The organism is Acinetobacter sp. 1424608, from assembly GCF_000588255.1.
Lineage (GTDB): Bacteria > Pseudomonadota > Gammaproteobacteria > Pseudomonadales > Moraxellaceae > Acinetobacter > Acinetobacter nosocomialis.
This window is the reverse complement of record NZ_JFXL01000004.1, coordinates 52,079-67,580: the sequence shown is the minus strand read 5'-3', so window position 1 is coordinate 67,580 and position 15,502 is coordinate 52,079. Positions and strand designations below refer to the sequence as shown.

General features: G+C 39.3%; 13 protein-coding genes and 2 pseudogenes. 10 read left to right on the top strand and 5 right to left on the bottom strand.

Features of this window, described 5'->3' with window-relative positions:
- Positions 1-27 precede the first annotated feature (27 nt).
- Both J678_RS09715 and J678_RS09710 read left to right on the top strand, forming a co-directional pair.
- Positions 28-813, top strand: coding sequence for a 3-hydroxybutyrate dehydrogenase (locus J678_RS09715; protein WP_017392773.1), 786 nt, complete (start codon positions 28-30; stop codon positions 811-813).
- Positions 814-1,136: 323 nt separating this feature from the next.
- Positions 1,137-2,123, top strand: a complete 987-nt coding sequence (locus J678_RS09710; protein ID WP_004708836.1) for an AraC family transcriptional regulator — start codon at positions 1,137-1,139, stop codon at positions 2,121-2,123.
- Positions 2,124-2,190: 67 nt separating this feature from the next.
- Here the strand turns inward: J678_RS09710 and J678_RS0104060 are convergent.
- Positions 2,191-3,534: pseudogene (locus J678_RS0104060) on the bottom strand (MFS transporter).
- Between the two features lie 328 nt (positions 3,535-3,862).
- Between J678_RS0104060 and J678_RS09705 the strand changes: the two are divergent.
- Genes J678_RS09705 through J678_RS09685 form a run of 5 tightly spaced genes read left to right on the top strand, consistent with a single transcriptional unit; the run spans position 3,863 to position 8,754 of the window.
- Positions 3,863-5,113 carry a dienelactone hydrolase family protein gene (locus J678_RS09705; RefSeq protein ID WP_017392772.1) on the top strand — a complete coding sequence of 417 codons (1,251 nt, stop codon included), beginning with the start codon at positions 3,863-3,865 and terminating at the stop codon, positions 5,111-5,113.
- A gap of 12 nt (positions 5,114-5,125) precedes the next feature.
- Positions 5,126-5,911 carry an SDR family oxidoreductase gene (locus J678_RS09700; protein ID WP_017392771.1) on the top strand — a complete coding sequence of 262 codons (786 nt, stop codon included), beginning with the start codon at positions 5,126-5,128 and terminating at the stop codon, positions 5,909-5,911.
- A 43-nt stretch (positions 5,912-5,954) separates the two neighbouring features.
- Positions 5,955-7,193, top strand: a complete 1,239-nt coding sequence (locus J678_RS09695) for a styrene monooxygenase/indole monooxygenase family protein (protein WP_017392770.1) — start codon at positions 5,955-5,957, stop codon at positions 7,191-7,193.
- Positions 7,194-7,221: 28 nt separating this feature from the next.
- Positions 7,222-7,752, top strand: a complete 531-nt coding sequence (locus J678_RS09690) for a flavin reductase family protein (RefSeq protein ID WP_017392769.1) — start codon at positions 7,222-7,224, stop codon at positions 7,750-7,752.
- A 54-nt stretch (positions 7,753-7,806) separates the two neighbouring features.
- A complete protein-coding gene (locus tag J678_RS09685; protein WP_017392768.1) occupies positions 7,807-8,754 on the top strand; it encodes a SphA family protein in 948 nt (315 codons plus the stop codon).
- A 56-nt stretch (positions 8,755-8,810) separates the two neighbouring features.
- Here the strand turns inward: J678_RS09685 and J678_RS23750 are convergent.
- The 4 genes and pseudogenes from J678_RS23750 to antA all read right to left on the bottom strand — a co-directional run bounded on the left by J678_RS23750 (position 8,811) and on the right by antA (position 13,269).
- A pseudogene (locus J678_RS23750) lies at positions 8,811-9,870 on the bottom strand (AraC family transcriptional regulator).
- A gap of 449 nt (positions 9,871-10,319) precedes the next feature.
- Positions 10,320-11,354, bottom strand: a complete 1,035-nt coding sequence (gene antC, locus J678_RS09680; protein WP_079377496.1) for an anthranilate 1,2-dioxygenase electron transfer component AntC — start codon at positions 11,352-11,354, stop codon at positions 10,320-10,322.
- A 5-nt stretch (positions 11,355-11,359) separates the two neighbouring features.
- Positions 11,360-11,851, bottom strand: coding sequence for an anthranilate 1,2-dioxygenase small subunit (gene antB, locus J678_RS09675; protein ID WP_000076813.1), 492 nt, complete (start codon positions 11,849-11,851; stop codon positions 11,360-11,362).
- Positions 11,852-11,853: 2 nt separating this feature from the next.
- Complete coding sequence (gene antA / locus J678_RS09670; RefSeq protein ID WP_017392765.1) at positions 11,854-13,269, bottom strand: anthranilate 1,2-dioxygenase large subunit; 1,416 nt, start codon at positions 13,267-13,269, stop codon at positions 11,854-11,856.
- A 222-nt stretch (positions 13,270-13,491) separates the two neighbouring features.
- Here antA and J678_RS09665 point away from each other — a divergent pair, with 222 nt between their 5' ends.
- The 3 genes from J678_RS09665 (at position 13,492) to modB (ending at position 15,499) form a co-directional block, all read left to right on the top strand.
- Positions 13,492-13,842 (top strand): winged helix-turn-helix domain-containing protein, encoded by a 351-nt coding sequence (locus J678_RS09665; RefSeq protein ID WP_002050018.1) that lies wholly within the window; start codon positions 13,492-13,494, stop codon positions 13,840-13,842.
- A 182-nt stretch (positions 13,843-14,024) separates the two neighbouring features.
- On the top strand, positions 14,025-14,810 hold the full coding sequence (gene modA / locus J678_RS09660) for a molybdate ABC transporter substrate-binding protein (RefSeq protein ID WP_017392764.1): 786 nt from the start codon (positions 14,025-14,027) through the stop codon (positions 14,808-14,810).
- The gene (gene modB, locus J678_RS09655) at positions 14,807-15,499 is read left to right on the top strand and encodes a molybdate ABC transporter permease subunit (protein WP_017392763.1); all 693 of its coding nucleotides are present in this window, start codon (positions 14,807-14,809) and stop codon (positions 15,497-15,499) included. Before modA ends, modB begins: the two co-directional genes overlap by 4 nt.
- The last annotated feature ends 3 nt before the right edge of the window (positions 15,500-15,502 follow it).

Here is a 15,502-nt window from a genome sequence, read left to right as displayed (position 1 = left end):
ACGTTATAAGTATTAAGGAGTAAATAGATGACTAAACTTTTAGACGGTAAAGTTGCTTTTATTACAGGTTCTGCAAGTGGTATCGGTCTAGAGATTGCTAAGAAATTTGCTCAAGAAGGTGCCAAAGTTGTCATTTCTGATATGAATGCCGAAAAGTGCCAAGAAACGGCGAACTCACTTAAAGAGCAAGGCTTTGAAGCACTATCTGCACCATGTGATGTAACTGATGAAGACGCTTATAAACAAGCAATTGAGCTAACTCAAAAGAACTTTGGCACGGTTGATATCTTAATTAATAATGCTGGTTTCCAGCATGTTGCGCCTATTGAAGAGTTTCCAACTGCTGTTTTTCAAAAGTTAGTTCAAGTCATGTTAACGGGAGCATTTATTGGTATTAAACATGTTTTCCCAATTATGAAAGCTCAAAAATATGGTCGTATTATTAATATGGCTTCAATTAATGGCTTGATTGGTTTCGCTGGAAAGGCAGGCTATAACAGCGCTAAACACGGCGTGATCGGTCTAACAAAAGTTGCCGCATTAGAATGTGCACGTGACGGTATTACGGTAAATGCTTTATGTCCGGGGTATGTAGATACACCATTGGTTCGTGGGCAAATTGCAGATTTGGCTAAAACCCGTAATGTAAGTTTAGACAGTGCACTTGAAGATGTAATTTTGGCAATGGTTCCTCAAAAGCGTTTGCTATCTGTTGAAGAAATCGCTGACTATGCAATTTTCCTCGCAAGTGAAAAATCAGGTGGGGTAACAGGTCAAGCTGTCGTGATGGATGGCGGTTATACGGCCCAATAATTTAATTGTTTTATAAAAACCGTTTATTTTATATAAGCGGTTTTTTATTCATTAAAAATTTACGGTCATCTACTGTTCAAAATAATGCTTTATCTCTACTATAACTTGTTATAAAAAAACCAATAAAATAAGTTTGTTAAGGTATGAAATTATACTTTAAAGGTATTTAACTTATTTGCATTTTTAAAATTTAATAGAGTATGAGAAAGTAATATTTACGCATGTCCTGATTAAATACTTTCAGGAAAACTCGTCAATTAAAGGGTATTAATTGGCATACAAGTTGCTTTTTTAGCAATAAGTTTTAGCTAGGTGAAAAGGATATGATATCACTCAGCCAACAGATGGAACTCAATCATTATTCACGCAAAGCTGAATTTGCGCAGAATCTGATGTCCACAATTTGTGGTGAACACCGTCTAGACACAATTTACAAAGACAATCTCGATTTCCATTATGACGGAATGCGTTTGCCTAATAAAAAAATGGCAATCGGCACAATCAGTTATGGTGCTAACGTCGCTATTAACATCTCAAATTTAAAAGCGTATAGCATTAGTTTACCTATACAGGGGCGACAAGCTCTCAACATTCGTGGTGCACATTATCAATCTGATGAAAACAGAGGCCTTATTGTTTCAAATAATGATCAACAAGATCTGATTATCGATAAAGACTGTAGAAAATTTCAGGTGGTTATTCCTGAGCGGAGTATGCAAATTGTCCTTGCGGATCTACTCAATAAACCTATAGAAACGCCTATCATTTTTAATCCTGAAATGCACTTAGACTCTGAGCAACTGATTGGAGCGTGGTGGAAGAATATTCAGAATTTTTTACAGCTAAAATCGCAATATAGCAATTTTTATGGTTTGCAGATGTTATCTGAAGACTATGAAAATTTTGTAATTAAAGCCTTACTATTATCTCAAGAAAACAACTACTCTGAAGCTTTAAAGTCACTTTCACATCAAGATGAGCCAGCTTATATTCGTAAGGTTCGTAATTTTATTATTGAACATGCTCATGAAGAAATCTGTGCAGAAGACTTGCAGCGTCTGGCTGGGGTTTCAAAATCAAAATTGTATGACGAATTTCAACAATACTACGGCACCAGCCCAATGTCGTATTTGAAAAAATATCGACTCCAACAAATTTATAAAATCTTGAGTACCACAGGAGCAGATAAAAAGATTTCTATTTCAAAGCTTGCATATGACTGGGGCTTTAACCATTTAAGCCGTTTTTCTCAAGAATATCGTGAAGAATTTGGAGAAAACCCAAGTGAGACTAAAGGTAAAATTTTCTGATATTTAACTTTCGCAATAAAAAACTGATTTAAGTAATTAAATCAGTTTTTTATTTATAGATTAATGTTTATAGACTTTCTTCAAGTTTTAACACTTGTTTGTGTTTAGATTTTTCATAAATCACTTTCAGGCTAAGTGCAATAAATGAGATGAAAGTTGGTAAAGCGAGAATAAAGAAAATACCGCTTAAACTTAAGTTAAAGGTGAAAATGAGTGAGCCAAAGAATGCACCTAAAATTGCACCAATACGACCAATACCATGCATCCATGAAACACCAACCGCGCGGCATACCGCTGGGTAGAACATAGCTGCAAGTGGCAGTAATGAAGACTGTGCCCCAGCCAGTAATGCACCAATTAAGAAGATAGTAAGGCCTAATAAGAAAATATTTGAGCTCACTAGACCAGCAACAATAAATAGGCTGAAAGCGATGAAATATGAATATTTAATCACTGTAGTTGGGTTTAGTTTATCCATGTACCATCCCATAATGGTTGCGCCAATTACACCGCCAAAAGGGAAAATCGCAGCAATTAAACTAAACTGTTGGGTACTAAAACCTGCTGTTTTTAAAATCGTTGGCATCCAGCTTGTTAAAAGATAGAACACCAAAAGACTGGTAAAACAGCAGATCCAAAGCATGCTTGAACCCCACAGATATTTTCCTAAAACCACTTTAACTGGATTTTCATCTGAAGGATTTTCTGCTTGAGCTAAAATAAGTTTTACCGGTTCTTGGAAGGAATGGCCTTAAATATTTTCTAAAATATGCTGCGCTTTATCTTGTTGATGACGTGTAATTAAGTATTGAGTTGATTCAGGTAATTTAAGTAATAAAGCAACCACTAAAATTAGGGGAATACTTCCGCCAATAATAATCACTTTGGCCCAGCCATAGCTTTCTAACAGATAAGCTGATAACACACCGCCACAAGAAATACCCAGCATAAATCCACAGCCAGCAAGCCCTGTGAGAAATGCTTTACGTTTTACAGGCATATATTCTGAGACAATGGTACTAATGTTTGGCATAGCTGCGCCTAAACCTACGCCAGTAATAAAGCGATAAATCATTAAGTCTTGAGTTGAATTAGCAAAGCCACACAAAATCGTAAATATTGAGAACAAAAGGCTTGTAAAAACAATAACACCTTTACGGCCAAATTTATCGGCTAAGGGGCCAGAAATGATTGCACCAATTGACATACCGACTAAAGCAGCACTTAAAACGGGAGCAAGTTGAGGCTTGGTAATTCCCCAATCATCCAATAATGCCGGTGCAACAAAACCAATAATTCCTGTATCTAGACCATCACAGAAAAAGACAAAAAAGCCTAGAATAAAAACTATCCACTGTAAGGGAGACAGTTTCTCACGGTTGATAATTGTATTTGCATCTATCGTTTTCATATGTATTCCTTCTTAAAATTATTTCATTCCCTAAGTAATTCAATGTATTCGTTACAAAACCTGTGTCTTTGATTGAACTATTTTTAACCAACCTTCACTATCCAATAAGTCCTAATCTTCATCCATTTTTTCCAAATGAGATAAAAAGCATTCATTTCACTTTTAATTTAATCTTTTGAAATATAGGTGTTTCTTATTTTTAATTTTTTATTCAGTTTGATTGATTTTGATAATTGCGCAGAGATTGGATAGTGCTTGCAGCTTTTGGACAGTCTAAAAAAATTTTCAGATAGAAGATAAAGCCATAACAATGTCAGGAGTTGACACTATGGCTGGTCAAACCATTCAAATTCAAACTGCATCTGGAAAGCAGTTCGGTGCATATCTAGCGACACCAGAAACAGGAAAAGGACCCGGTGTGGTGCTTTGTCAGGAAATCTTTGGGGTGAATGCAGCAATGCGGGAAAAGGCAGATTTTCTTGCAGAAGAAGGCTATACCGTTTTGGTTCCTGATTTATTTTGGCGTGTAGCACCTAATATTGAACTGGGTTACACACCAGAAGATTTTCAAAAAGCTTTTGAACTTTATCAGCAATATGACGAAAACCTCGGTGTTGAAGATATTCAAGACAGCTTAGCTTTTTTAAAGACACGACCAGAATGTGATACCTCTACAGGTCTCGGCGTGGTTGGCTATTGTTTAGGTGGAAAGCTAGCTTATTTGGCAGGCTGCAGACTTTCGGAAGTGGCATGTGCCATAGGTTATTACGGTGTAGGCATTGAAAAAGCGTTAGATGAGTTAGCTAACGTAAAAGGGCGCTTGGTTTTACATATTGCTGAACTGGACCAATTTACACCGCCAGATGCGAGACAAGCGATTGTCGATGCAGCCAACCAATATTTAAATGTACAAGCCTATGTTTATGAAGGTGTTGATCATGCCTTTGCACGACCAAAAAGCAACCATTACCACAAACCTTCAGCACGCTTTGCTCACGAGCGTACAGTAACAGCTCTACATGAAACGATTGGGCCGAAATATGATCTGGTCGCACTATGGGAAGAGCATATTCGTCATGAGTTCGATACGCGTGACGTACCAGCAACCATGGCAACGATGGTCGCGGAGCCTTATGTCAACCATATCCCAACCTTGACTGGTGGTGTAGGCCAAAGCCAGCTTGCTCGTTTTTATCAATATCACTTTGTTCATCAAAACCCAAAAGATATGAAGATCACTTCGATCTCTCGTACGGTTGGCTCAACGCAAGTGGTAGACGAGTTCATTATGAGCTTTACCCACGACGCAGAAATTGACTGGTTATTACCGGGTGTAAAACCGACTGGTAAATATGTCGAAATTCCAATGTTAGGTGTAATTCAGTTCAGAGGTTCAAAGCTGTGCCATGAGCATATTTACTGGGACCAAGCGTCGGTACTCGTTCAAATTGGTTTATTAGACCCAACAGGCTTACCCGTTGCAGGTGTTGAGACCGCGCGAAAACTTCTTGATGAAGATCTTCCTTCCAATACTTTGATGCCATCTTGGTCAAGTAGTGAAGGCAAGCCAGTTAGTTAAGGAGTATCTGCAATGAATATAGATTTAAAAGGAAAAGTCGCTGTGGTGAGCGGCGGTGCAACACTGATTGGTAAAGCTGTTATACAAGCCTTAGTCAGTGCAGGTGCTCATGTCGCTATCTTAGATATTGATACCAAAGGCAAGGCAATTGCCGAAAGCTTTAACCATGACGTGATGTTTATTCAAACCGATTTAACCAGCGATGCGGCTATTCAACAAACCGTGGCGGATATTCACCAGCATTTAGGTGAAGTGAGTTACTTGGTCAATCTGGCATGTACCTACTTAGATGATGGTTTTAAATCCTCACGTCAGGACTGGTTACAAGCACTCGATATTAATTTGGTCTCTACAGTTGAGCTGAGCCGTGCTTTATACAATGACCTAAAAAAGCAGCAAGGTTCAATCGTTAACTTTACTTCCATTTCCGCCAAAGTGGCACAAACAGGACGCTGGTTATATCCGGTTTCTAAGGCCGCGATACGTCAACTCACACAAAGCATGGCAATGGATTTTGCTGCCGATGGTATTCGCGTTAATTCGGTTTCTCCGGGTTGGACATGGTCTCGTGTCATTGCAGAAGTCAGCGGTAATAACCGTGAAAAAGCCGATAGCGTGGCAGCCGATTATCACTTACTAGGCCGATTGGGTCATCCCGAAGAAGTCGCCAATGTTGTTTTATTTTTATTGTCACCCGCTGCGAGCTTTGTGACCGGAGCAGATTATGCGGTCGACGGTGGCTATTCAGTGATGGGCCCTGAAGGATCACAGCCCGCTATTCCGCGTTTAGCCGAATAGCACAGTGTTTTAAAAGCACATTTAGAAAATTATGGAGAATATTATGCGCCGTATTGCAATTGTTGGAGCAGGACAGTCTGGTTTACAGCTTGGTTTAGGCTTATTAGATACAGGCTATGACGTGACCATGATCACCAACCGAACTGCCGATGAAATCCGTCAAGGTAAAGTCATGTCAAGCCAGTGTATGTTTCATACCGCTTTACAAACTGAACGTGACTTGGGACTAAATTTCTGGGAAGAACAATGTCCAGCCGTAGAAGGCATTGGGCTAGCTTTAGTTAATCCTGAAAATGGTGGTAAAGCATTTGAATGGAGCGCTCGTCTTGAGCGCTACGCTCAATCGGTCGATCAACGCGTCAAAATGCCATATTGGATGGAAGAATTTGAACGCCGTGGCGGTCGATTGGTGATACAAGATGTTGGAATAGAAGAGTTAGAACAACTCGCAAACGACTACGAGCTTGTATTACTCGCGGCTGGTAAAGGTGAAGTCGTTAAACAGTTTGAGCGTGATGATGCACGTAGCGTTTTTGATAAACCACAGCGCGCTTTGGCATTGACCTACGTCAAAAACATGAAGCCAATTTCACCTTATTCACGTGTGACTTTTAACATTATTCCCGAAGTCGGTGAGTACTTTTCTTTTCCGGCACTTACCGTGAATGGGCCTTGCGACATTATGGTGTTTGAAGGTATTCCCAACGGTCCAATGGACTGCTGGCAAGATGTCAAAACACCTGAACAGCATCTGCAATGCAGTTTGGATTTACTCAAGAAATTTGTGCCTTGGGAATACGAACGCTGCGCGAATGTTGAGTTAACCGATGCTGGTGGATATTTAGCAGGACGTTTCCCGCCGACAGTACGTAAACCCGTTTTAACCTTACCGTCTGGCAAGAAAATTTTTGGTATGGCAGATGCCTTGGTGGTAAATGATCCGATTACTGGTCAAGGCTCAAACAACGCTGCTAAGTGTAGCAAAATCTATTTCGATGCCATTTTAGCCAATGATAATCAAAACTTTAGCGAACAATGGATGGTTCAAACATTTGAACGTTATTGGGCTTATGCAGAAAAAGTCGTAGCTTGGACCAATAGCTTATTAGTACCACCACAACCGCATGTTGTTGAGCTATTAGCAGCTGCAAGCCAAAACCAAAGCATTGCTTCAATTATGGCCAATAACTTTGATGACCCGCGCTCTTTTGCTCCGTGGTGGTTTGATGCAGATCAAGCTCAGGCATTCATGGCCTCAAAAACCGCAGCAAAAGTTGCTTAAGGGCAAAACAGCAAAGGGAGAATTAAAAATGGACACAATTGAAACTCAAGGTTTACAAGCAATTAATGCTGAAAACCCAAGAGAAATCCGTAATTTACTTGGGCAATTCGCAACTGGCGTTACCGTGATTACAACCCGTGGTAAAGATGGTCGGAAAATAGGAATGACCGCCAATTCTTTTTCCTCACTGTCTTTAGACCCACCATTAATTTTGTGGAGTCTTTCAAAAACGGCGCCAAGTTTGCCTGATTTTGTAGAAGCTGAATATTTTGCAATTCACATGTTGGCACAAGAGCATCATCAGCTTTCTGGGCATTTTGCTCGAGGTGCCGAAGACAAATTTGCAGGCATTGCTCATCAACAATGCAATGCTGGCGTTCCAATTTTGACTGATGCACTCGCAACCTTGGTTTGTCGCAATGTAAATCAGTATGAAGGCGGAGATCACCTGATTTTTATTGGTCAAATTGAACAATACCAACAACGCCAAGGTGAACCATTGGTATTTCACGCAGGAAAGTATCGGATTGCTGCTGAGCATCCAGAATTAGCCCATTAATTCACCACAATCACGATCAATCCGGTCGTGATTTTTTTTATAGGAAATAAGAAGATGAAAAGCACTTTAATTAAACATGGCTTTTTAGCAGGGACATTGTTGGGTGTGCCTTTGGCTGCACATGCCTATGATTTACCGACCGTAAACTTAGGTATGACCAGCTTTCTCGATGGTGGATTACCAGCAGGGTCCGGTTGGTATGCTCAAACCTATTTTCAAAATTACGATAGTAATAAACTGGTCGATGTTAATGGACAAAAACTCGGTTTACCTAAAACAGATCTAAATTATCAAGTACTGGTTGAACAGATTAGTTATTTATCGAATATCCGAGTAAAAGATAAAGCCAGTCTAGGCATAAATTTTCTGATTCCTTTTGTCAGTAAAATGGACATGGATGATGGCTTGAATAATGCGGCAATTAAAGCCCAAAGTGGCTTTGGGGACATTATGATTGGGCCTTTTATTCAGTTCGATCCAGTCATAGGCGCACAAGGACCGAAGTTTGTACATCGTTTTGAGTTTCAGGTGAATTTACCTACTGGCGAATACGACCAGCAAAAAGATATTAACCCAGGTAATAACGCTGTTTCATTTGACCCGTATTGGGCTGCCACATATTGGTTTAATCCAAAATGGACAGCTTCAACACGTATCCATTATCTCTATAACTTTAAGAATGATGACCCAAGCTATACGTTTGCTGGAGCAAATGATATACAGGCAGGGCAAGCAATTCATGCAAACTTTGCAACAGACTATGCTATTACCGAACAGTTGCGTTTAGGGCTCAATGGCTATTGGCTAAAACAAGTTACAGATACCGAAGTCGATGGTGAAAAAGTCAAAGGTCGACGTGAACAAGTTTGGGCAATTGGTCCCGGTGCGATGTATAGTTTTTCTAAAAATGATCACTTGGTTGCAAATGCATATTTTGAGCAAGATGCTGAAAACCGACCAGAAGGTACGCGACTACAAGTTCGTTATGTCCATCATTTTTAAATCATAAAAAAAGCCTTTTATATCAACAAATATAAAAGGCTTTTATCTATTTTAGTTTAAGAAAAAATTGAAGTAATTAAGCCTGAACCTTCACTGTGACCAGAACGGCGAGTAGACGAAGGTAACTCACCATAACGGCGTTTATATTCTTGAGAAAAACGACCTAAGTGAGTAAATCCCCATTTAAATGCAACGTCAGTAACCGATAGATTTTCATTATGCATGAGTTCTAAATGAGCTTGTTCAAAGCGTAATTCTTTTAAATAAGACATTGGGGTGGTCCCTAAATAGTTTTTAAAACCAGTAAATAGGGTTCTTACGCTCACGCCTGCATGTTCAGCTAAAATCTCGACATTGAGCGGCTCATGCAAATGTTCTTTAATGTAGGCTTCTGTACGCTTCACGAAATAAGGAGAAACGGTTTTTTCTTTATAATGATCAAGCTTATGTAATGCATTGTTGGGCTGACCATAAATGAGCGCATTAAATAAATTTGACTCAAACTGTTTAAAGGCTAAAGGATGATGGAGCGGATGCTGTTCGCATGCTAAAGCATCCATTAAGGTTCTAACAAGCTGCAAAAAATAGGCTCCACCTTGGGTAGAAAAATCTAATTTTGGATCAAAAATAAGTAAAGTTATTTTCTGAATCGGCAATATGTTGACGACAATGGTAAGTAAAATCATCCTTTGAAACTTTTAGAATGAGCTGTGGTGAGTTCGCATGCCAGCGCATACGTAAAGATTGCTGAGGTGAAATAAGAGAAGCAACTTGAGAATAAGAAATAAACTTTTGCGAACCAAACTCGATTTCTGCGTAGCCTTGAGTTGGAATTTGAATTAAGTAAAAGTTATCCAGATGATCTGGTTCAATAATGACATCTGCGCCATATTCTAAGCGACTAATAGATAGCGCACCTGTTTTAACATGGTGCATAGTTGCACTGAAATCTCGCTTCTGATGAGAGATTTTAAGATCATGCGGTTTAAAAATTTGGCCTACATTGCGGCAGGTTTCGCTTAAATCGTGGTGATCGAACACCAAATTATGATCAGTAAAGATAGACTCATTTTGAAAATGACGTCCATTGAGTTCGTGGGAGTTGGCTTGGTTCATATTTATCCCTTTTGGCTCACTCCTGTATTTACCTATGTTGCAAAAGTTTTAAACTTTCACTGTGCAATAAGTACATACGGCACTTAAAAATTAAGTTAAGCGTAAAATACAATGAGATATAAGCAAGATATAGACCAATCTAACCGCTAGTTATTGTGATTTTCTCAAACTTTTACGTCGGATTTTGTCCATCAATTTAATACATTCGAGAAATAGAATAGGGGGATATAAAAGGTGCTATAACTTAATCTCATCATGATCTTATTCCTTAAGATCTATCAAAATTTATAACAAATCCGTGCGAACTGGTCAATTTATTTTGTCGGAATTCATTATTTTATATTATTGATATATAAAAGCTTTTAATTTAAATACAAAAATTCAATATACCCCTTATAAGAGTATATTGAATCATTTCAGGTTTAGTAGTTTTTAAGCTATTTATACTTTTAACGTGAGGTATTGCTCTGTAAAAATTTCTCGCTGTAGATACGGTAGTTTTGCAGAGCTTGCTCATCTAACCAATTTTTAACGGCTTCAATCATTGGCGGTGGGCCACATAAATACATATCAAAAGCTTGCTCGGCCAGTTGATCTTTATTTAAGTGCTCATGGATATAGCCTGCTTTACCTTGCCAAGTTTCCGTTGCCTTAGTCACAATCGGGTGATAACTAAAGTTGGGTAGCTGTTCAGCATAGGCATGTAAACGCTGTTGTTCACACAAGTCGGTTTCACTATTTACGCCGTAGTACAACTGAACGGCAGGTGAGTTAGGCTGCTCAACCAAGTTATCAAGCATTCCCAAGAAAGCCGATAAGCCTGTTCCACCCGCCACAAAAACCAGTGGTCGCTCTACTTCACGTAAATAGAAACTACCAAGCGGTGCTTCAATAAGTAAGCTTTGTCCAACCTGACAACGGTCACGTAGGTAATTACTCATCACACCGTCTGGCAAGAGGCGAATGAGAAATTGCAATTGATTGGTTGCGTTTGGTCTATTTGCAAAAGAATAAGAGCGCCAGTCTTCTGTATTCGGTATTTGCAAACGAGCATATTGACCAGGTAAAAACTGAAGTTGTTCAGCATGACTGCTCGCATCAAGATGTAAAATTGCTGTTGTTTCTGAAACCAGCTCAACCGCAGTCACTTTGGTTTCAATTTTTAATGTATCGCCAGCATTGCAAATAGCAGAATCATGATCGAAATAAAAAGCTGCATCTGATTTTACACGGGTCTGGCAAGCTAACATTTTTCGTTCGGCCAAATCACGTTCACTTAATGCATCTTCATCGACATATTCTTGTTCATAAATACCAGTTTCACACTGTCCCTGACAGGTACCACAAACACCTTCACGGCAGTCTAACGGCAGGTTAATTCCCTGACGAACTGCTGCATCAAGCAACAATTCGTCTTTATTTACCGAAATAAAAAAGGTTTTGCCATCGGCAAAGTTAAGTGCAACTGAATGTCCCATTTTCATTCCCCTTAAACGTGATAAAAGTCTAAAACGGAATCAATTTTGTCATTCAGCAAAATGCTGTGCTGACGACGAATACGGAAACCATCAGCGGTTTGACGTAAAAGATAAGTGGCATGTCCGTAAAAACAGCCTTCTAAACCTTGACGGTTATAGAGCGTTTGCCATGCAACTTTTGCTTCGATAAGACCATCTTCCAGTGTTTTAACTCGAATGTTGTTTATGCTGTGCAAAGTACGTGGTAACGGTGTTGCAGATGCTGCTTTTCCGGTACGAATACGGAATACACGGTCTTCAAGGCCTGTACGGTCCGCATAATAGATATAAGACAAGCCCTGATTTGGATCTTGAACATAGTTATGGTCATCAATCCACTGTGGAATATGATATTCACTATCTTCATCGTAAAGCTCTAGGTAGGCATCCCAGTCATAAGCATCACAAAGCTCTGCCTTTTTGTACAAAAACTGAGATACAGCAAAATGTAGTTCTTGTGACATGGTTACACCTCATCCATTACGGCATTATTTTCAAAAGTAATATCCTGCATTTTCAAGGCTTTTTTATTTAAGCCGTCCAGCATGAGACGTTGCCAGTGTCCATGTTGATTTACATAGAGTCCTTCATGGGTAAATTCACGGCCAGTAATAACGGGTTGAATGCCTAAATCTTGTGAGTTTTTGGTCGTACCATATTCCCAAGACTGACAACCACGTGAAATATCGCTCCAACGTTCAAGTCGTGCTTGGAAACCTTTTTGTTGCTCACGGAATTCAACTAAATCGTCTGGTGTACCAAGGCCCGACACATTAAAGAAATCTTCAAACTGGCGAATACGGTTACGGCGTGCTTCAGCAGATTCTCCTTTAACCCCAATGCATTGGCTGATGACTTCGGTTTTATTCCATGCCACAGGACGAACAATACGAAGTTGTGAGCTAATCTGATCCATAAAAAATAGGCTAGGGTACAAGTTCAAGTTTCTTAAACGATGCATTGCCCATTCAGCATATTTTTCGCCATATTTTTCGACCATATATGGCATAACCGTGCTGTAGCCCGGACGAACTGTTGGGTTTGGCATGTCACTAAATAAAACACTATGACCATTTTTGAAACTAAACCAGCCATCGTCAGTTTCTGAGTCACCGGCACCCAACTTGCTATAGTCAAGTGTATCGAGTTCTTCACCTTTTGAGGCATTGACTTGCTGGCGGTGTTGGACTGTAGAGACATAGTTATAGTGAACAGTGCTGACATGGTAGCCATCTAAGCCATTTTCATTTTGTAGCTTCCAGTTACCTGCAAAGGTATAAGATGACTTACCTTGTAATACTTCGAGTTCACCTGTTGGGGACTGGTTAACCATTAAATCAAGGAACAGTTTTGCATCGCCTAAAAAGTCCTCTAGCGAATCTGTTGCTTGAGTATCAAGGCTAACAAATACAAATCCACGATAGCTGGCAATACGGCCTTGTTTTAAACCACGGCTTGATTTATCAAAATCTTCACAGTACTCACTAGGTGCTTTTACCTTAACCAAGCGACCATCTGACTTATAACACCAAGCATGGAATGGGCAGGTAAATGTAGATTGATTGCCTTTAGCAACGCGTGTTAAGGTCGCACCGCGGTGTTCACAAGCATTGACCATGGCATGTAGTTCGCCTTTACCATCACGGCTTACAATAATCGGTTGGCGGCCAATTTGAACGGTTAGGAAATCATGATTGTTTGGAATTTCACTTTCATGACATGCGTAAATCCAAACTTTTTCAAAAATAAGTTCCATTTCCAAGTCAAATAGTTCTGGCTCGGTAAACATGTCACGTGCAATACGGAACACGCCATCGTTAGGACGGAAGTCGATACATCCATCTATAAAATCATTCCATTGTTTTAAATTAGATGAGGTCATTTACTCAATCCTCCAATCAATCAGCTTTTAACTGATTGAACCGCGATTAAGCATTCCTCTCTATCCGTTTTTTCCAGATCTTTATCCACTTTGTGCAGTTTTGATTTTTTAATCGAATTCTTTTGAAGAAAAAGTAGAGATTTAAATTTGTATGTGTTTTAACCTATTAAAGTTCCCTATAATGTTAAGCAGCATAAAAATGAAACTTTGTGAACTAAGTCTATGAAAGAACAAAACTTAAAATTACAAATTAGAATTCTTTTAGAGCAAAATATTGCATTTGGTCCGGGTAAGGCAGACTTACTTGAAGCAATTGAGAGAACGGGTTCAATCTCACAGGCAGCAAAATCTATGAATATGAGCTACCGCCGTGCATGGCAGTTGGTCGACACCATGAATCAATGCTTTGAAACAGCTTTAGTGGAAACACAAACGGGTGGAACCCATGGTGGTGGGGCAGCCGTCACAGCTTTGGGCCACAAAGTCTTAGAGCATTACCGCCAAATGGAAATCAATGCTCGACAAGCCTTAGAACATGATTATCAAATTATGAGTAGTTATTTAAAGAAATAAGATTAGGAATGCTTTATAAATCAAAGAATTTAAGCGCGAATCAGTTTTATCTACTAATAGTTTTCAATTGCTCAGAAAAAATACCCATCTTTATAAATAATTTCTACTTTTAATCGTCTATGCTTATCGCTATATTCTTGGGTATATATCGCTGCAAAAAACGACAAAAAAGGTAAAACATAATGGTAAGTAATACAAAGATAAAAAAATTAGCTTTAGCTTGTTCAATCCTCAGCATAGGAGTGATCTTTAATATTTCAGCCAAGGCTGAATCAGTTACTGTTTATGCAGCAGCGAGCTTAACGAATGCGATTGCAGATTTAGAAAAAATTTACGAAAAACAAAATAAAGTAGAAATTAAGACTTCATATGCAGGCTCATCGACCTTAGCGAAACAAATTGAAGCTGGAGCCCCAGCCGATATTTTTATTTCAGCAGATACACAGTGGATGGATTATCTACAAAACAAAAAACAAGTTGCAGCAAATGACCGTATAAATTTATTAGGTAACCGTTTGGTTTTAATTACACCTAAAGGAAGACCATTAAATATAAAATTAGATAAAACCACTGATCCCAATAAAGTGTTTACAGGCAAGATTTGTACAGGAGATACCAAAAGTGTGCCTGTAGGCAAATATGCTAAACAAGCTTTTATCAATTTAGGTTGGTGGAGTCGTATTGAGCCGAAGTTAGTTGAAACAGAAGATGTTCGAGCTGCATTAAATTTTGTTGCGCGTGGTGAATGTCAGGTTGGGATTGTCTATGCAACCGATGCAGCGATTAGCAAAGATGTGACTGTAGCTGGCGTATTTCCAGAAAATACACATTCGCCAATTACTTACCCTATAGGGATAGTTAAAAAGACTCCAAATTCAACAAAGTTCTATCAATTTTTACAAAGCAACCAAGCCAAAGCTGTCTTTAAAAAATATGGCTTTAGTGTGCTAGCTCCAGTTAAACCATGATGTTCTCTTTAACCCCAGAAGAACTCAGCGTGCTGCAACTTTCTTGTAAGGTTGCAGCAAGTTGTCTTGTTGTCAGTATTATTCCTGCAATTTGTGTGGGATGGTTTCTAGCACGTAAAGACTTTTGGGGTAAGTCATTCATTGAAACATTGGTGTTTTTACCTTTGGTATTACCGCCAGTGGTGCCTGGTTATTTGCTTTTACAAGTTTTTGGGAGCCGCGGGATTATTGGGCAATATTTAGCTCCACTCGGAATTGATTTTGCATTTAACTGGAAAGGCGCCGTTCTTGCTTCCGCAGTAATGGGTTTTCCGCTGTTGGTACAATCGATTCGACTAGCAATTGAGCTGGTCGATCAGCGTTTAGAAATGGCAGCAAAGACATTAGGTGCCTCATCTTTAGGGGCATTTTTCCATGTCACATTGCCACTTGCCAGCAGTGGTATTTTAATTGGTGTCATTTTGTGCTTTTGCCGGAGTCTAGGTGAGTTTGGAGCCACTATTACTTTTGTTGGTAATATTTCAAATGAAACACGGACTTTGCCTCTAGCCATGTATAGCTTAATGCAACAACCCGATACCGAGGCCGCTATTCAACGACTTATTGTTTTATCGTTAAGCGTGGCTTTTTTAGCACTATGGTTTGCACAGTGGTTTCATCGTTATCAAAAGAAGCGCCTAGGGCGGTAAGAT